At 61.2% G+C, this 17,212-nt stretch carries 12 protein-coding genes and 2 pseudogenes; 9 read left to right on the forward strand and 5 right to left on the reverse strand.

Annotated features, from left to right (window positions below):
* The first annotated feature begins 12 nt into the window (after window positions 1–12).
* On the forward strand, window positions 13–1,614 hold the full coding sequence (locus AB1E33_RS03095; protein ID WP_372575779.1) for a BCCT family transporter: 1,602 nt from the start codon (window positions 13–15) through the stop codon (window positions 1,612–1,614).
* 92 nt (window positions 1,615–1,706) lie between these two features.
* On the opposite strand, the gene AB1E33_RS03100 is transcribed toward AB1E33_RS03095, so the two are convergent.
* Window positions 1,707–2,915: an aminopeptidase P family protein gene (locus AB1E33_RS03100; protein ID WP_372575780.1), complete on the reverse strand. Its 1,209-nt coding sequence runs from the start codon at window positions 2,913–2,915 to the stop codon at window positions 1,707–1,709.
* A 326-nt stretch (window positions 2,916–3,241) separates the two neighbouring features.
* On the opposite strand from AB1E33_RS03100, the pseudogene AB1E33_RS03105 reads away from it, so the two are divergent.
* Window positions 3,242–4,030, forward strand: a pseudogene (locus tag AB1E33_RS03105) (crotonase/enoyl-CoA hydratase family protein).
* Window positions 4,031–4,087: 57 nt separating this feature from the next.
* Here the strand turns inward: AB1E33_RS03105 and AB1E33_RS03110 are convergent.
* The gene (locus tag AB1E33_RS03110; RefSeq protein WP_372575781.1) at window positions 4,088–4,960 is read right to left on the reverse strand and encodes a LysR family transcriptional regulator; all 873 of its coding nucleotides are present in this window, start codon (window positions 4,958–4,960) and stop codon (window positions 4,088–4,090) included.
* Between the two features lie 102 nt (window positions 4,961–5,062).
* On the opposite strand from AB1E33_RS03110, the gene AB1E33_RS03115 reads away from it, so the two are divergent.
* The 6 genes from AB1E33_RS03115 to AB1E33_RS03140 all read left to right on the forward strand — a co-directional run bounded on the left by AB1E33_RS03115 (window position 5,063) and on the right by AB1E33_RS03140 (window position 12,716).
* Window positions 5,063–6,508 (forward strand): aldehyde dehydrogenase family protein, encoded by a 1,446-nt coding sequence (locus AB1E33_RS03115; RefSeq protein WP_372575782.1) that lies wholly within the window; start codon window positions 5,063–5,065, stop codon window positions 6,506–6,508.
* A complete protein-coding gene (locus tag AB1E33_RS03120; protein WP_372575783.1) occupies window positions 6,508–7,485 on the forward strand; it encodes a membrane dipeptidase in 978 nt (325 codons plus the stop codon). Before AB1E33_RS03115 ends, AB1E33_RS03120 begins: the two co-directional genes overlap by 1 nt.
* Window positions 7,482–9,167 (forward strand): hypothetical protein, encoded by a 1,686-nt coding sequence (locus AB1E33_RS03125; RefSeq protein WP_372575784.1) that lies wholly within the window; start codon window positions 7,482–7,484, stop codon window positions 9,165–9,167. Before AB1E33_RS03120 ends, AB1E33_RS03125 begins: the two co-directional genes overlap by 4 nt.
* On the forward strand, window positions 9,164–9,793 hold the full coding sequence (locus tag AB1E33_RS03130; protein ID WP_372575785.1) for a DUF3726 domain-containing protein: 630 nt from the start codon (window positions 9,164–9,166) through the stop codon (window positions 9,791–9,793). The genes AB1E33_RS03125 and AB1E33_RS03130 overlap by 4 nt, the downstream gene beginning before the upstream one ends.
* A 12-nt stretch (window positions 9,794–9,805) precedes the next feature.
* A complete protein-coding gene (locus AB1E33_RS03135) occupies window positions 9,806–10,822 on the forward strand; it encodes an Ldh family oxidoreductase (protein WP_372575786.1) in 1,017 nt (338 codons plus the stop codon).
* A gap of 79 nt (window positions 10,823–10,901) precedes the next feature.
* Entirely contained in the window at window positions 10,902–12,716 is a 1,815-nt protein-coding gene (locus AB1E33_RS03140) for a BCCT family transporter (RefSeq protein WP_372575787.1), read from the forward strand.
* Window positions 12,717–12,788: 72 nt separating this feature from the next.
* On the opposite strand, the gene AB1E33_RS03145 is transcribed toward AB1E33_RS03140, so the two are convergent.
* The 3 genes and pseudogenes from AB1E33_RS03145 to AB1E33_RS03155 all read right to left on the reverse strand — a co-directional run bounded on the left by AB1E33_RS03145 (window position 12,789) and on the right by AB1E33_RS03155 (window position 15,839).
* Entirely contained in the window at window positions 12,789–13,532 is a 744-nt protein-coding gene (locus AB1E33_RS03145; RefSeq protein WP_372575788.1) for a maleate cis-trans isomerase family protein, read from the reverse strand.
* A gap of 9 nt (window positions 13,533–13,541) precedes the next feature.
* A pseudogene (locus AB1E33_RS03150) lies at window positions 13,542–14,619 on the reverse strand (M24 family metallopeptidase).
* 80 nt (window positions 14,620–14,699) lie between these two features.
* Entirely contained in the window at window positions 14,700–15,839 is a 1,140-nt protein-coding gene (locus AB1E33_RS03155; RefSeq protein ID WP_372575789.1) for an amidohydrolase, read from the reverse strand.
* Window positions 15,840–16,017: 178 nt separating this feature from the next.
* On the opposite strand from AB1E33_RS03155, the gene AB1E33_RS03160 reads away from it, so the two are divergent.
* Entirely contained in the window at window positions 16,018–17,067 is a 1,050-nt protein-coding gene (locus AB1E33_RS03160) for a pyridoxal-phosphate dependent enzyme (RefSeq protein ID WP_372575790.1), read from the forward strand.
* Window positions 17,068–17,212: the final 145 nt, after the last annotated feature.

Consider the following 17,212-nt stretch of genomic DNA (forward strand, 5'->3'; position numbering starts at 1 on the left):
AAGGGATAAGAAATGAGTAATCAACCAACAGAGAGACCTGACAATCTTGTTGCCAAGTCAGGCTTGTTCAAAGGGATGAACACCACGATGGGCATCGCCTCGATGGTGATGATTCTTGGCTTCGTCTTTTACACGATCCGCGATGTGGAGACGTCCAGCGCGGTCTTTGCATCGGGCAAGGATTTCATCATCGGCTCGCTGGACTGGTTCTATGTGCTGGTGGTGAACGCCGCGCTGTTCTTCGTTCTGTGGCTGATGGTCAGTCGCTTTGGCCATGTCAAACTGGGCAAGGACGATGACGAGCCCGACTTTTCGACCTTTTCCTGGGTCTGCATGCTGTTCAGTGCCGGTCTGGGATCGGGGCTGATCTATTGGGGCGTGGCAGAGCCGATGTTCCACATTCAGGGCAGCCCGTTCCTGGAACGTTCGGGCCTTGAGCCCGGTTCGGTCGATGCGGCGGTCTCGGCAGTCACCATCACCATTTTCCACTGGGGTTTCCATGGCTGGGCGCTGTATGTGCTGGTCGGGCTGTGCCTGGCCTATTTCGCCTATCGCCACGGCCTGCCGCTGACCTTGCGCTCGGCACTCTATCCGGTGCTCAAGGACCGGATCTATGGCCCCTGGGGACACCTGGTGGACCTGATCGGCGTCTTCGGAACCATCTTTGGTCTGGCGACATCTCTGGGTCTGGGGGTCACCCCGATCGCAGCCGGTCTCGAAGATCTCGGCTGGATGGCCAATACTCAGACAAACCAGTTGATTCTGGTGGCGGTCATCACCTGCATGGGCACCGCCTCGGCTGCATCGGGTGTGGGCAAGGGCGTGCGGATTCTGTCCGAGACCAATGTCATGGCCAGCATCTTCCTGCTGATCCTGTTCATCATCCTCGGGCCGACCGCCTTCCTGCTGGGTATCGCAATCTCGGGCTTCGGCGATTACCTGTGGACCGTCATTCCGATGGGCTTCTGGATCAACGGCGAGCCTGACAACCAGTGGCAGAGCTGGTGGACCATCTTCTACTGGGGTTGGTGGATCGCATGGTGCCCATTTGTTGGCCTGTTCATTGCCCGCGTCTCGAAGGGCCGTACCATCAAGCAGTTCTGCTATTGCGTTCTGCTGATCCCGACCTCGGTCGTGATGTTGTGGATGGGTGTGTTTGGCGGTGCAGCGGCGGGCGTCGACCTGTTCTATGACGCAGGCGTGGTCGAAGCGGTGAACAACGATTATGCAGCTGGCGTCTTCGCTACGGTCAAGGGCTTCGGCTATACGTGGCTGACCTACCCGCTTACCGTACTGATCACGATCCTGCTGATCTCGTGGTTCGTGACCTCGTCGGACTCGGGCACATTGGTGATGTGTACGATGCTGTCGATGGGCGACGAGCATCCGCCGGTCAAGTTCCGCGTGTTCTGGGGGCTTACCGCTGGTGTGGTCGCGGGTGTCTTGATGCTGGCAGGCGGGTTGAGCGCGCTGCAGACGGCCTCGATCGTGGCTGGCCTGCCGATCGCGGTGATCCTGCTGTTCATGATCTACGGCATCGTCGTATCGCTACACGAGGAACATCCCTTGCCGGATGTTGCAGACAAGTACGATTTGGAGTTCCTCAACCGGTAACTCGCCAAACCAAAACAAAAAAAGAGAGGCAGCATTTGCTGCCTCTCTTGCGTTTTGGACCTCGGCCAGGCGGGGCGCTAGGCGATATCACCTCATCCCACCACGTTGAAATCCGGGCCATAGGGATAGCCGGTGATATTCTCGTTGCCGTCCTCGGTGATCACCAGAATGTCGTGTTCACGATAGCCTCCTGCCCCGGGCTGTCCGTCGGCGATGGTCAACATCGGTTCCATCGAGATCACCATGCCCGGTTCCAGCACGGTGCCTATATCCTCGCGCAGTTCCAGACCGGCCTCGCGACCGTAGTAATGCGACAGAACCCCGAATGAATGCCCATATCCAAAGGTCCGGTATTGCAGAAGGTCGCGCTCGGCAAAGAAGGCGTTAATCTGCTCGGTGACCTCGGCGCAGGAGGCACCGGGTTTCAGCAGCGAGATACCAAGCTCATGCGCGCCGATATTGGCCTGCCAGAGCTTCAGGCTGGCCTCGTCCACCTCGCCCACGAACAGCGTCCGTTCCAGCGCAGTATAGTAGCCCGAGATCATCGGGAAGGTGTTCAGCGACAGGATATCCCCGCGCTCAAGCCGACGACCGGTCACCGGGTTATGGGCACCATCGGTGTTGATCCCGGACTGGAACCAGACCCAGGTATCGCGGTATTCGGCATCGGGAAAGCGGCTGGCAATCTCCAGCTCCATCGCATCACGGCCCGCCATGGCTACGTCGATCTCGCGGGTGCCTTCCGTAATGGCGTCACGGATCGCGTAGCCGCCAACATCCGCCACCGCTGCGCCCGCGCGGATCAGCTCGATCTCGGCAGGTGATTTGTGCATGCGCTGGCGCATAGTCGCCTCATAGAGATCGACCGTGTTCGACGGGGCGAGAAAGCTCTGCAGTTTGCCCTGCTGCAACAGCGTCAGGTGATCGCTCTCATAGCCGATCACCTTGTCCGGCCCGGTCACCGAAGCGATCGCGCGCCAGTAATTGTCGCGCTGCCAGTCGGTATAGGTGATGTTGTCGCCATAACAGCGCCGCCAGGGCTGGCCTGCGTCGATCCCTGCCGAGATGGTCACGCACTCCGACGGCGTCACGACCAGCGCATAGGGCCGTCCGAAGGCGCAATAGGTGAAGCCCGAATAATACGATATGTTATGCATTGAGGTGAAAACGGCGGCATCTGCGCCGTGTTCGGTCAGGATTTTGCGCAGCCCGTCAATGCGCGCGGCGTACTCGCTGTCGGCGAATTGCAGAGCGGCTTTCTCGCCGTTGTGGAAACGATAGAATTCAGGACGTGCAGTCATATTGACCTCCGATCAAAGAGGTCCCGGCGTTCAGGACTGTTTGTGTAGTGGCGTGTTTCCACCCTGCGGAAACCCGGCGACGCCATCGCCAGAAGCCTGGCTGCAATCTACCGAAACCTGCGCGGCGTTGCCAGCCTCTTTGCGCCATCTCCATGTCGTTTGCGACCGCATCTACGGATTTGAACGACCTGCTTCGCGATCCGTCTTCGTGATCTATAGTCCTCGCAAGGGCCCCAAAAAATGCTGATCGGGAGGAAGAATGGCCAAAGTACTCTATGAAAAAAAACGGGCGCATCGGGCGGATCACACTGAACCGCCCCGAAGTGATGAACGCCATCGACGACGACCTGCCACGCGAACTTTTGGCAGCCGTGGCCGAAGCGGATGCCGATCGCGACGTGCATGTCATGGTGCTGTCGGGGGCGGGCAAGGCATTCTGCGCGGGCTACGATCTGGCACATTACGCCGAGGGGGATGGCCCCAACCAGGCGGTGCAGGAAATGCCTTGGGACCCAATGCAGGATTTTCAGTTCATGTGGGCCAATACGCAATCCTTCATGTCGCTGTTCCGGGCCATGTAACCGGTGATCTGCAAGGTGCATGGGTTTGCCGTGGCGGGCGGGTCGGACATTGCACTTTGCGCGGATCTGACGATCATGGGCGATGACGCGCAGATCGGTTACATGCCAGCCCGCGTCTGGGGCTGCCCCACCACCGCGATGTGGGTCCACCGTCTGGGTCCGGAAAAGGCGAAACGGATGATGTTCACCGGTGACAAGGTCACGGGGCGCGAGGCCGCCGAGATGGGTCTGGTGCTCAAATCGATGCCGGACGCGCAGTTGGATGCCGAAGTTGAAGCGATTGCCGCCCGGATGGCGACAGTGCCGATCAACCAGTTGGCGATGCAAAAAATGGTCATCAATTCGGCCATCGAATCGCAGATCAACCAGACCCAGCGCTTGGCCACAATCTTTGACGGCATTACCCGGCATTCGCCCGAGGGTCTAAACTTTAAGGCGCGGGTCGAGCAGGTTGGCTGGAAACAGGCGGTTCGAGAGCGCGACGAGGGCAACTTTGACTGGACACGGAACCATCCGATTGATCCAGGTAAGTGAACAGACGCGCCCTTGTTTGCCGTCCGGGCGATGGTCCGCGCATGCTGCTTTCCCGGTTCAATCGAACGGGCGCGACAGAATGAAGGTGCTGCATTCCTCGGTCAGCTCCGCATAACGCGACTTTTCCCGGACATAGAGAAAGACCTGCCGTTTGTCATGCAGATCCGAAATCGGTCGGAAGGCGGTTGTCTCGGGGATGAACTGCGCAACCGTCTCAGGCAGCACGGTGACCCATTTGCCGGTTCGGATCATCGTGATCAGCGAATGGGTGTTTTGGATCGTGACATCCGCAGCCTCGATGGCGGACAGGAAGCGCGGCGTCTGAATCAGCTCGCATAAGGCGTTGCGCACAAACGATCCCGTCACCACATCCGAGATCTCGGGTGGTTCGGCCCGTGTGTTCAGGGGGTGATCCGCCGCGCAGACCAGCCCGAACCGGTCTTCCAACAAGGGCAGTGCCCTCACCCCATTCAGCGGATGAAACCCCGAGGCGATCCCGATCTCGGCCTTGCCTTCGGCCAGCGCGTCCAGCACTTGCTGACTGTCGGTGTCGCGCAGCTCCATCTTCAGACCGGGAAAGCGCCGGGTCATGTGTTCGAGAACCTGCGGGAAGATCAGCGCCGCGACCGAGGGAACCGAAACGATCCGAATCAGACCATGACTGGCCTCGGCCGCGGCCTCGATTCCGTGCACCGCATCATCAAACTGACGGATCTGTTTCGAGGCCAATTCCAGCACCTGCTCGCCCAGCGGCGACAGTTTGCTTTTCCGTTCTCCTTCGAACAGCTTCTTGCCCAGGTGATCCTCCAATTGCTTCAATGTCATCGACACCGCGGACTGGGTGCGCCCGAGCCTGTCGGCGGCCTCGGCAAGGTTTCCGGTCTGGGCGGTGATACAAAAGCACCGCAGCATTTCGATCTTAATGGCCATGCTTCAACATTTCTGAAATCCGGTTCAGTTTATTGAGTTTGACTGATGTGGCAATCGAAGTCCATCCTGACCCAAATTTGATAACAGGATTTGGGGCTGACCTTGACCAAACTGAACCTGATTGCCGGCGATTGGCTGGCAGGCGAAAGCGAAATTGAAAACCGCAACCCTTCGGATCTGAGCGATCTGGTGGGGATGTTCACCCAAGCCAGTGCAGATCAGCTGGACGCTACCCTGGATCAGGCGCGCATTGCACAGGCCGAGTGGGAAGCCTGTGGCCCCGAGCGCAAGCAGACCGTGCTGATGAACATCGGTACTGAGCTGATGTCGCGCGCCGAAGAACTGGGCACGCTTCTGGCCCGCGAAGAGGGCAAGCCGCTAGCCGAGGGCAAGGGCGAGGTTTATCGCGCCGGGCAGTTCTTTACCTATTATGCCGCCGAATGCCTGCGTCAGATCGGCGAGAACGCCGACAGCGTGCGCCCCGGCGTCGAAATCGACGTACGCCGCGAAGCCGTGGGCGTGGTGGCCATCATCAGCCCGTGGAACTTCCCCACCGCGACCGCCTCGTGGAAGATCGCCCCGGCGCTGTGTTACGGCAATGCGGTGGTCTGGAAACCCGCCAACATCACCCCTGCCTCTGCCGTAGCGCTGAGTGAAGTCATCGCGCGGCAGGACATTCCCAAGGGTCTGTTCAGCCTTGTCATGGGCTCGGGCCGCTCGGTTGGTCAGCGTTTGGTCGAAAGCCCAAAGGTTAACGCGATCTCATTCACCGGGTCGGTGCCGGTGGGCAAGGGTATCGCAGCGGCAGCCATTCAGAACCTGACCAAGGTGCAGATGGAGATGGGGTCGAAAAACGCGCTGGCCGTGATGGATGACGCCGATCTCGATCTGGCGGTGACGCTGGCCCTTGGTGGGGCGTTCGGCGGCACCGGGCAGAAATGCACCGCCTCGTCACGGCTGGTGGTTCACGCGGGAATCCATGACGCATTCGTCGAGAAGCTGGTCGCGGGCGCTCAGGTGATGAAGGTCGGTCACGCGCTGGAAGACGGTGTGCAGATGGGCCCGGTGGTCAGCGCGCAGCAGTTGCAGGAAAACCTGGCCTATGTCGATCTGGGCACATCCGAAGGGGCCGAACTGGCCTGCGGCGGTCAGCGACTGGATATGCCGCATGACGGCTTCTACATGTCGCCCGGCGTGTTCCTGAACACCACCAACGAGATGCGCATCAACCGCGAAGAGATGTTTGCGCCGCTGACATCAGTCATCAAGGTCAGCAGCTATGACGAGGCGCTGAGCGTCGTCAATGACACCAATTTTGGGCTGACCTCGGGCATTGTCACTCAAAACCTGGCCCGCGCCACCCATTTCCGCCGCAATGCGCGTACCGGTGTGGTCACCGTGAACCTGCCCACCGCAGGCACCGATTACCACGTGCCCTTCGGCGGGCGCGGCGACAGCTCTTACGGTCCGCGCGAACAGGGCAAGGCGGCGGCGGAGTTCTACACGACGGTCAAAACCGCCTATATCAGCGCAGGAACCCCGGTCTGATGCGTATCGACGGGTTACAATATGCCAACTGGTCGGAAAAGATCTTCCGGCAAGTGCGCGAGGGCGGCGTGGACGCGATCCACGTCACCATCGCCTATCACGAAAACTTTCGTGAAACGGTCCTTAATTTCGAAAAATGGAACCGTTGGTTTGAGCAATATCCGGACCTGATCCTGAAAGGCCGCTGGGCAAGCGATATCGACAAAGCCCGAGAAACCGACCGGACGGCGGTATTCTTCGGCTTCCAGAACCCCTCGCCCATCGAAGACGATATCGGGCTGGTCGAAATCCTGCACGATCTTGGCGCCCGCTTCATGCAACTGACCTACAACAACCAGTCTCTGCTGGCGACCGGCTGTTACGAGGCCGAGGACACTGGCATCACCCGCATGGGCAAGCAAGTCATCAAGGAAATGAACCGCGTGGGCCTTGTCGTGGACATGAGCCATTCGGCCGATCGCTCGACCATCGAGGCGGCTGAACTGTCCGAGCGTCCCATCGCCATCACCCATGCCAATCCGCATGAATGGTCACCCGCCCTGCGCAACAAGCGAGAGGCGGTGATCCGCGCGGTGACCGAGAATGGCGGCATGATGGGCTTTTCGGTCTATCCACATCACCTGAAGGACAAATCCGCCTGCACGCTGGAAAGCTTCTGCGAAATGATCGCACGCGCAGCCGAGACGTATGGCCCCGAACATCTGGGGATCGGCACTGATCTGTGTCAGGATCAGCCCGACAGCATTGTCGAATGGATGCGAGTCGGACGCTGGACCAAGGAAATCGACTATGGCGAAGGCTCGGCCTCGGCCCCCGGTTTTCCGCCGATGCCAGGCTGGTTCACCGACAACCGCGACTTTGGCAATATCGAAGACGGGCTGCGGGCTGTTGGCATGAACGCGGATGAAGTTGCTGGCGTCATGGGCGGCAACTGGTACCGGTTCTTTGCAGAAAACTTCGGGCCACAGCAAAAATGACACTCACCAGCACGCATATCCCCCGCCGCGATCCGGCGCACGTGATGCGGCTGAAACGGCTGGGTTCGCTGCATCAGTGCCGATTGAGTTTCATGCGTATCCTGATGCGCCGCATGGCACAGGAAAACTGGCAGTTCTCCCGCCCTGTGTTCGAGATCGATGACGCGGGTGTGGGTCGGGCCGTCTATACCGTGCAGGGTCCCGAACGCGCCTATTCGCTGGTGGCCTTCGCCCATGATCTGCCCCCCGACCAACGTTCGGACCGGGTGATCGCCGAGGCCTGGGATGCCACCTTTACCCTGTTCGACGGCATCCCTACACCCGAGGACATCGACCGCCTGTCGCAAAACGTGCCCCTGCAGGAAGCCGGGCGCATCAGCGAGCGCGAATTGTCTCTATCGCGTGCCAACCGGTCGGTACGGCTGTGGTCGCATGTGGTGAGCAGGCTTGCAGAGGGCAAGCAGCCCGACCCCGAGCAGATCGACAGCGTGGGCTATCTGATGCGCACCACGGCTGTCTACGGCTCGGGCAAATTCGGCGCGGCGGACCGGGAAACCCTTGCTGCACGGCCGGAATTGCAGGCCCCGTTCCAGGCCGAGATGCTGTCGGTCTACCTGACCCGAATATTCGTGCGAGACCTTGCCGAATATATGGCCAAGATCAAAGGCGGCGACCGGGCCGCGCGGCTTGATCCCGCCATTGCCCGTCAGCTGGGCATCGGCAACTCCACCGGCTTGGGCATGGCACCGTTCATTATCAACCACCCGATATTGTTCAACAACTGGATCATGGCGCGGGAAGAGGCGATTGCCCGCGTCCGCTCTCATCAGACCGCCACGCCGGCCGAGGTCGACGTGTTTCGCGCCCTCTTCAAACGCAGCGCGATTTCGGTCGCGCGCTGGCGCTCTGCCCATCCCATTCAGATCGACAAGCTCGCCCGGCTCAGGGCCGACATGCAGGCGATTGAGGATCACGTGGGCTCAGAGAACCTGCTGCAGGACTATCCCTGGGACCGCTTGATGCGCTGGTCCGAGAGCGCGTTGAGCGAAGAAGGTCAGGAACTGGTCGCCTCGCTGATTCAGGAGCCTTACGGGGACGAAGTGGACGGATTATCCAGTTGTCTGGCTGACAGCAATGCCGATGCGTTTGTGATCGATGGCGCGATGCCGATCAAGAAGGTCCGCGAGCTGATCGAAAACCGGTTTGGCTGGGCGCTCAACCTGGATTGGAGCGCGCCGGAACACTGCGCGCGGGCGTGGTATGTCTCGGAGGAGAAACTTGAGCCACGGATGGGCGAGCGTTTCGACGAACCCATCACCGAGTATGAACAGCCGCTGGCACCGGCGCGCGACGCCGTTGCCGCCCACAAGACGCTTGCGGATTTCGATGCGGACCAGCCGGTGTCCCGGTTCCTGATGCGCCACACCGAGCATCGCCACACGATCCGCCGCGCTCAGATGAGCATGATCGCGCCCTATAGCGAAGTTCAGGACAACACGATCAGTGCCAATGTGCTGCCCATCGATATGCTGCGGGCCAAGCTGTCCTTCTTTGGCGCCACCCATTTCGACCCGCGTTCCGATCGCTGGGTTCGGATCTGCATGTATGCGGGCGCGCCCTATCCCGAGGATCTGACACAGGAAACCGCCGATCTGTGGGTCTATCCCGAGGAGGTGGAATGAGACTGTCGCTGAACGAGATGGAGGCCCTGTCCAAGCGCGCAGCGCGCGGCGGTTGCTATAGCTGGGGGCTGGCCGAGGAGGCCGCCAAGGCGACGCGCTGGCTCTGTGCGAGGGGACTGGATGGCGGGGCGGTGCTGGCGGACCTGCTGGAGCAGGGCTTTGCCACGTCGCTGCAGGAGCATGCGCCCCAAGATCTCTTGGGGCCGTGGCAGGGCAGTGCCGAGCTCTGCCCGCTGCTTGCTGGGGTCACGCTGTCTGATTGCGCCGACCACCTGACGCAGGGCCCGGTTGAAATGCGCCAAGTTGCGCAACCTGTGCTGATCCTGCCCTTTGCCGCCCATGCCGCCTGCAGGCTGGAACAACCGGTGACGGTGACAAGCGGGGGCTGGACCGCCATCACCGACGGGACCGAACTGAGCGCGCCGGATTACGCGCCGGATCACGCCGCGTTGCTGCACGTCGAGGCTGGCGGCACGCTTACTACCCCTCGCGCGCACCAAAGCCGTGCCACACCTGCCACCGGTACCCATGTGGTTCTGAACCGCTTCGCCCACCGCACCTATGCGCCCGCCACCGAGGAATCGCGGCTGCTGGGCGCGGGTGCCGGTCTGTCCGACAATGATTAAGGAGACGCCGAATTGACCCAGACCAAGACACTCTCGCTGTCCGAGATCGAGGCGCTGTCCTTTGATGCCCTGGTCGCGGCGGGCACATCCGAAGCAAACGCACGCCCGCTGGCCGTGGCCACCGCCGCCACCGAAGCGGACGGCGTGGCAAGCCACGGGCTAGCCTATATCCCGATCTATTGCGAGCATGTGCAATGCGGCAAGGTCGACGGGAAAGCGGTGCCAACCTTGTCGAAACCCCGGCCAGGCGTGGTGACGGTGGATGCGGCCACCGGTTTTGCCCATGCCGCGATCGAACTGGGATACGAGGCCCTGGTCCCCGCCGCGCGCACCCAAGGCGTGGCTGTTCTGGCGATCTCGAACAGCTATAATTGTGGTGTTCTGGGCTATCACACATATCGTCTGGCGCAGGCCGGCCTGGTGGGGATCGGCTTTACCAACGCGCCCGCCTCGATCGCACCCTCTGGCGGATCCAAGCCGGTTGTCGGCACCAACCCATTTTCGGTTGCGGTGCCCGGTAGCGACGGTCAGCCTGCCCTGCTAATCGACCAGAGCGCCAGCACCATTGCCAAGAGCGAAGTCATGAAACACGCCCGCGAGGGAAAACCGATCCCGGTGGGATGGGCGCTGGATAGTGAGGGCAACCCCACAACGGACCCCGAGATCGGCCTCAAAGGTTCGATGGCGCCCTCGGGGGGCTACAAGGGGGTCGGCATCGCCCTACTCACCGAAATCATGGCCGCCGCGCTGACAGGCGCGACGCTTGGTATCCACGCCTCGCCGTTTTCGGGTACGGCGGGCGGCCCGCCGAAGACCGGGCAGTTTTTCATCGCAATAGACCCCTCCGCGACTGCAAGTGACGTTTTTGCTACCCGCATTGCCGATCTTGTCGAAGCCATCCGCTTTCAGGAAGGCGCACATTTGCCAGGGGATGGCCGACGCGGCAAACGCCTGGCGGCCCGAGAGGACGGGGTGGCAGTCAACCTGGCCACGCTGGCAAAGATCGAAGCCATTCTGACGGACAGTTGAGCGGCAAGAAACCGGGAACCCGCTCACCACAACAGACAAACCCGGCAAATCAGGACACGTGCGAACAGGGAGGAAACACATGTCAGTGAAACAACCGTTTACCGACTTGCAGATCAAGAGGTCTGGAAGCGGATTTTATGAAGGACACAGCCTGGAGATTGCCTTGCTCAGCAAGGCGGTCATGGTCGGGCTGGTGATCTGGGCGCTGGTCTGGCCTGCGAACGCGAACGGCGTTCTGGGCAGCCTCAACTCGCGCCTGCTCGAGGATTTCAACGCTTTCTATATCGTCATTGTTGGCTTCTTTGCCTTTTTCCTGTTTGTCGTAGCAGCGCTGCCGCAAACTGGTAAACGACTCATGGGGCCGGACGGCGAGAAACCCGAATTTTCCGATTTCTCATGGTTCTCGATGATGTTCGGCGCGGGTCTTGGTGTTGGTCTGATGGTATTCGCCACCGCCGAGCCACTGGGCCTCTGGGGATCGAATCCGGTTGTCGTTGCCGACACTGTTCCGGGCAACACCGAGGAAGCGCTGCAATCTGCCTATCGCTATACCTTTCTGCATTATGGATTTCACGCTTGGTCGATTTACGTCGTAACTGGTCTGTCATTGGCCTATTACGCCTATACGCGGAACATGCCGCTGACGATCCGCACGGCGCTGACGCCCCTGTTCGGCAAGCTGATGAACGGCTTTCTGGGCCATGTGGTTGACGTGCTGGGCGTGGTCGCGACCATCTTGGGTGTGTCGGTCACGATCGGCTTTGGCGTGTCGCAGTTCATCGACGGGCTTTATGCGATTTCGGGCATGGAATGGATGATGGACCTGACCGGTGAGACACCCGAGCCCAGCACGGTTGGCCTGCTTTCGGGATTGGTCGTCATCATGGGTCTGTCGATCGTTTCTGCGGTGTCCGGTGTCGGGCGCGGCGTGAAATACCTGTCGAACCTGAATCTGGTTCTATCGCTGATCCTGCTGTTGGTCTTTGTGGTGTTCGGATCGTTCCTGTTCGCCATGACCACCTATGCAACCGCGTTCGTCGATTACGTGCTGCACTTCATCTCGCTCAGCTTCGGCGCGTTCAACCCGCAATCGGCAGCATCATTCGACGCAGCCCTGCCAAGCGAAGCGATGCCCTTTGCCGATGCGCTGCGCGGTGGTGCGACCAATCCTTGGGGCTCGTTCGACGGGTTCAAGTCCGGTCTCGAAGGCGACGCCGCAGCCCTGCCTGAATCGGTTCTGACCTCGGTCTATGCCGCAGGCGACCCGGGTCGTCAGTTCGGCTGGCAGGCCGGTTGGACCACGTTCTACTGGGCTTGGTGGATCGCATTCTCACCTTTCGTGGGTCTGTTCCTGGCCCGTATCTCCAAGGGCCGCTCGGTGCGTGAGTTCATCATCGGCTGCGTCTTCGCACCGGCAATGGTCTGTTTCGCCTGGATGACCATCCTGGGTGGTACCGCCATCGATCTTGAACTGAACGGCACTGCCGAGGGCGCCATCATCGGCGCGTCCAACACGGCCAAGCTGTTCGTGACTTTACAAGAGATGATCTCGGGCGGGTTGCTGTCGGGCATCACCGTGATGTGCGTTGTGCTGATCATGACCTTCCTGGTCACGTCAGCAGATTCCGGCATTCTGGTGATGAACACCATCATGTCGGGCGGCGATCAGAAGGTCGGCAACAAGCACAAGATCATCTGGGGCCTGATCCTGACCGCCGTGATCGGGGCGCTGATCCTGGCGGCAGGTGAGAACAACCCGATGGATGCGCTGCGCAATGCGATGATCATCGGAGCGCTGCCCTTTACCATGGTCATGGGGTTGATGTGCGTCGCCCTTGCCAAGGCACTCTATCGTGACGGGTTGCGCGAGAAGCACACCGTTATAGCCGAATAGACCAAACAAGCGGGCAGCCCTTATGAGGGCTGCCCGCATTTGCGCGGCTAGGGGCAAAACTTTGCGCCTGCCCTATCGACCCCCAAGCTGGCCCAGAACCGGCAAGGCATCGCTGACCTTGGCAAGCCGCAACATGTGCCAGGCAAGCGCCTGATTGCTGGTGATCACCGGCAGACCGGTGGCGGCCTCGATCTCGTCAATGACACCCAGACAGCGCAGGTTGGTGCAGGAGATCACGATCGCATCACACGGCGCTGCTGCCGCGACCTGCCGTGCGGCAGCTACGATCGCGCGTTCGGTGATGCGCGCCACAACCCGGTCATCGCCTTCTTCGAAAGAGCCGAAGCCGGCGATCTCGAAACCCGCCTCTTCCAGCTTCTGCCGCATTCGCCCCGAAACCTCGGGCACGTAAGGCGTGATGAAGCCCAGCCGCCCAGCCTCAAGCGCGCGCGCGGCGGCAACGACGGCAGCGAGCGGGTCGCTGACACGCGCATCGGGAAACACGGTCTGAACCGCGCGCGCCACATTGTCCGAGCCGATCACGGTCGAGGCCGACGTGCAGCCATATCCGATAACGTCGAAATCGAGCGACTGCGGAAACAGCCGCGCCGAAGCAGGCAGGTCACCTTCCATCTTCGCCAGCGTATCGGGGCGGATTTCGGGCACCATCGGGATCCGGCTGTGATAGAGCGCAACGCCCTCAAGCGCCATGATCCGCGCAAATTCCGGCTCGAGCGTTTCGTCGGTTTCAAGCACGATCACACCCAGCGTGGCGCGCGATCCGATCCCCCCGTCCGTGTCGAAATCCAGCTTCATATCACACCCTCAAATGATTGGAAGGTCCGGCGCGGCGCGCTCGGATAAGAGCTGCACGTCGGTCTTGCGCACAACGATATTCTCTTCATGCACCATGATCCGGCCATCGCCGTAGCTCAAGGACGGCTCCAGCGTCAGCACTATATTCTCGACGATTTCGGTGTTATCAAAGGCGGCATGTGAGGGCAATTCAGTCAGTTGCATGCCCAGCCCATGGCCAAGACGCCCGACATCGCCACCCTGATCGTCCAGTTCCGCGATCACGCTCTGCATCGCCTGAAACACCTGGCGGCAGGTCGTGCCGGGACGTGCAGCGGCAATTCCGGCCTCGGTTGCACGCCAGAGCACGTCATAGGCGTGCAGCGAGGCGCTGTCCGCCGCGCCAATAGCAAAGTTGCGGTCGAAATCGCAGAAATACCCATCCCAATTGGCGCCGGTATCCAGCATCAGGATGTCGCCCCGCGCCAGCAAGCGGCGCGAGGGCGGTGAGATCACATCGTGATACCCGCCCTCATCCGCCCCCCAACCAAGTAGGGAACATCATCCGCCCCCTGTGCCAGCGCCTCGCGGCGAAAGGCGCGGAACAGATCCTCGAGCGGTTGGCCCTTGTGGGCGAGGTTGGGAACGCGGGCAAAGCTGCGCGAACCGATGGCGCAGATATGGGCCAGCTTTTCGATCTCGGCCTCGGATTTCACCATGCGAAGGGACCGGATCAGCGCCGTTGCATCTGCCACCTGCAAGCCGCTTAGCCCCTGCATCAGGCGTTCGTAATCGCCAAGCGGCATGCGCAATGCGGTCTCATGGCCTTTCAAGCCGCCGATGGCAGGGGCAATAGCAGGTCGCTCAGCAGGCTGATGCCGTCATCCTCGGGCGCAGGCGCGCCCCAAGTGCGGATATCCTCGATCCAGGTGCCGCGCATCAGTTCGGCGCCGATCTCGGGGATAATCGCGATGGGCTTGCCGCTTGCGGGCACAAACAGGAACCAGGGCCGTGTCGGGCTTTGCCAGAAGAGCGAGTGAAGGCCGCTGAAATAGCGCACCTCCGCCTCGGTCATAAACAGCGGGCCCGCCATGCCGATCTGCGCCATGAATGCCTGCGCGCGTGCGGTGCGGGTGGTGAATTCGGCCTCGGGGAACCCTCGATCAGGTACAGCAATCAGGTTCGGTGCTATCGAATTGGCAGGCGGTCCCTTACCAACTGGACCCAAAACTCTGCCCCGATGGGCAGAAGATCGTCGTTGAAATCATAATCGGAGGCATGCAGCGGCTGCCCGTTTGGCCCGTCCTCACCATTGCCAAGCAACAAAAAGCAGCCCGGAACGGCGGCGCAGAATTGCGCGAAATCTTCTGAGAAGCTCATGGGCGGGCGGTTACGGATCAGATCGCGGCCTACGGCTTCGGCGGCGCGATAGACTGCCTCGGCGGGGTCGCTTGCATTGATGGTCTCGACAAATTCGGTCTTGAACGACACCGTCACCTCAACACCATGGGCTGCAGCGACACCTTCGGCGATCTGGCGCATGAACCGCTCGATCTCGGCGCGGTCCTGCGGCGCGCGGGCGCGGAAATCGCCCTTCAGCGTGGCTTTGCCGGGCAGGACATTGCGCTGCCCGTCGGCCAGAAACTCGGTGACCGAGACCACCGCCCCGGCATCGGGCGCCAGTTTGCGCGCCACAATGGTCTGCAGCGCCAGCACCAGTTCAGAACCAACCGTGATCGCATCCACCCCGGCCTGTGGCATCGAGGCATGCCCCCCCTGCCCGTGAATGGTGATCTCGAACAGCGTTTCGCTGTTGCAGATGATCCCCGCCCGGGTCGAAATCTGCCCCACCGGCACGCCGGGCAGGTTGTGAATGGCATAGACCTCGTCGATGGGAAATCGTTCCAGCACGCCGTCGTCGATCATCGCGCGCGCACCCAGCCCATGTTCCTCATTGGGTTGGAACAGCAACACCACCGTACCATCAAACCCGCCCTCTTCCGCCAACCGTTCGGCGGCCCCCAGCAGCATCGTCATGTGGCCATCATGGCCACAGGCATGCATCACGCCCGGATTTTGCGACGGATAGTCATGGGCAGAGGTCTCGGCGATCGGCAGCGCATCCATATCCGCGCGCAGCCCGATGGCGCGGTTGCCCTGCCCCATCCGCAAGACACCGACGATCCCGGCCCCCTCATGCACGTCGATCCCCAGGCGGCGCAGGGATTGCGCGACCTGCGCCTTTGTCCGCTCCTCCTGAAACCCCAGTTCGGGGTTGCGGTGAAAGTCGCGGCGCTGATCGGTCAATCGGGAGTGAAAGTCGGACATGGTGACAGGTCTTTGGGTCTGTTGGGCAAAACGGCGATGGTGGGACTGTCCGTTGGCGGGAGTTGCAGCGCAACATAGGACGAAATTGATTGCCTTTGCGGGAATTGTCGACTTCTTTCATGCCATAGACGACAAAGTCTTAACAACCTCAGAAACACACAAGGGCGGGCCTGCTGGCATGACACCTTCCGACAACATCGACTTTGCCCCGGACTTCAACCGTGCCCTGGTCTTTTTTGGGACGCAAGATGCCTACAAGACTTCGCCTCTGCTGCACTTGCAGGGGCCCAACGGTCAGCAGGTTCTGGCCAAGGACGAAACCGGCCGCTTGGGGCTAGGCGCGTTCAAGGCGCTTGGCGCGCCCTATGCCGTGGCGCGGATCCTTCAGGCCGAATGGCTGGCTCAGACCGGCGAAACCCTGACGCTTGCGCGTCTGGATGATGCGGATATCCGTGCCTTTGCCGCCACGCTCAGCTTTGTCTGCGCCAGCGCGGGCAATCATGGCATGGGCGTCGCGGCGGGTGCGCGCGCGATGGGTGCCAAGGCGCGGGTTCATCTGGCCAATAGCGTGCCCGAGAGCTTTGCCGAACGGCTGCGAGCCATGGGCGCCGAGGTGGTGCGCTCGGGCGATGTGTATGACGAGAGTGTCGCCGCCGCTATCGCCGATGCCGACACCTCCGGTGCGATCCTGTTGGCGGATGGCACCTGGCCCGGCTACACCGAGATCCCCAAGCTGGTCATGGAAGGCTATTGCGTCATCGCCGAAGAGTTGCGCCAGACTTTCGAGGCCTCCGGCACCTGGCCGACCCATGTGTATCTGCAGGCTGGCGTGGGCGGTCTGGCCGCCGCGATGGCCCATATGATCCGCCTGAACTGGGCGCAACAGCCGGAGCTGATCGTTGTCGAACCCGAGGCCGCCCGCTGCCTGAAAGCCAGCCATATCGCCGGGAAACCAACCCGCGCCGACGGGCCGGACTCGAATATGGGTCGGTTGGATTGCAAGGAACCCTCGATCGTCGCCTGGCACGTCCTGGAACGCTGCGGGGTGCGCTATGAAACGCTGACGGAAGAAGAAGGCAGCGCGGCCTCACACGCAGTGGAGGCCATGGGGGTCGCAACCACCCCGTCCGGTGCGGCAGGATATGGCGCGCTGCTCAAGCATCCCCCGCAGACCGCTGACGGTCACGCGATCAGGCCGCTAATCATCCTGTCCGAAGGTTCCGCCTGACCAGCGAGGGCGAGCAACAGCAACGTTCTTTCACCTCTGCCTATGCTACGGCTGAGGGGGCAAAACGGCATTCGGAAAAAAGTGAACTATTTGGTTCAGTCGCTCTTGAAAACTGAACTGACCTGTTTAGATCATGTGATGTGAA

The organism is Ruegeria hyattellae (assembly GCF_041537925.1).
Lineage (GTDB): Bacteria > Pseudomonadota > Alphaproteobacteria > Rhodobacterales > Rhodobacteraceae > Ruegeria_C.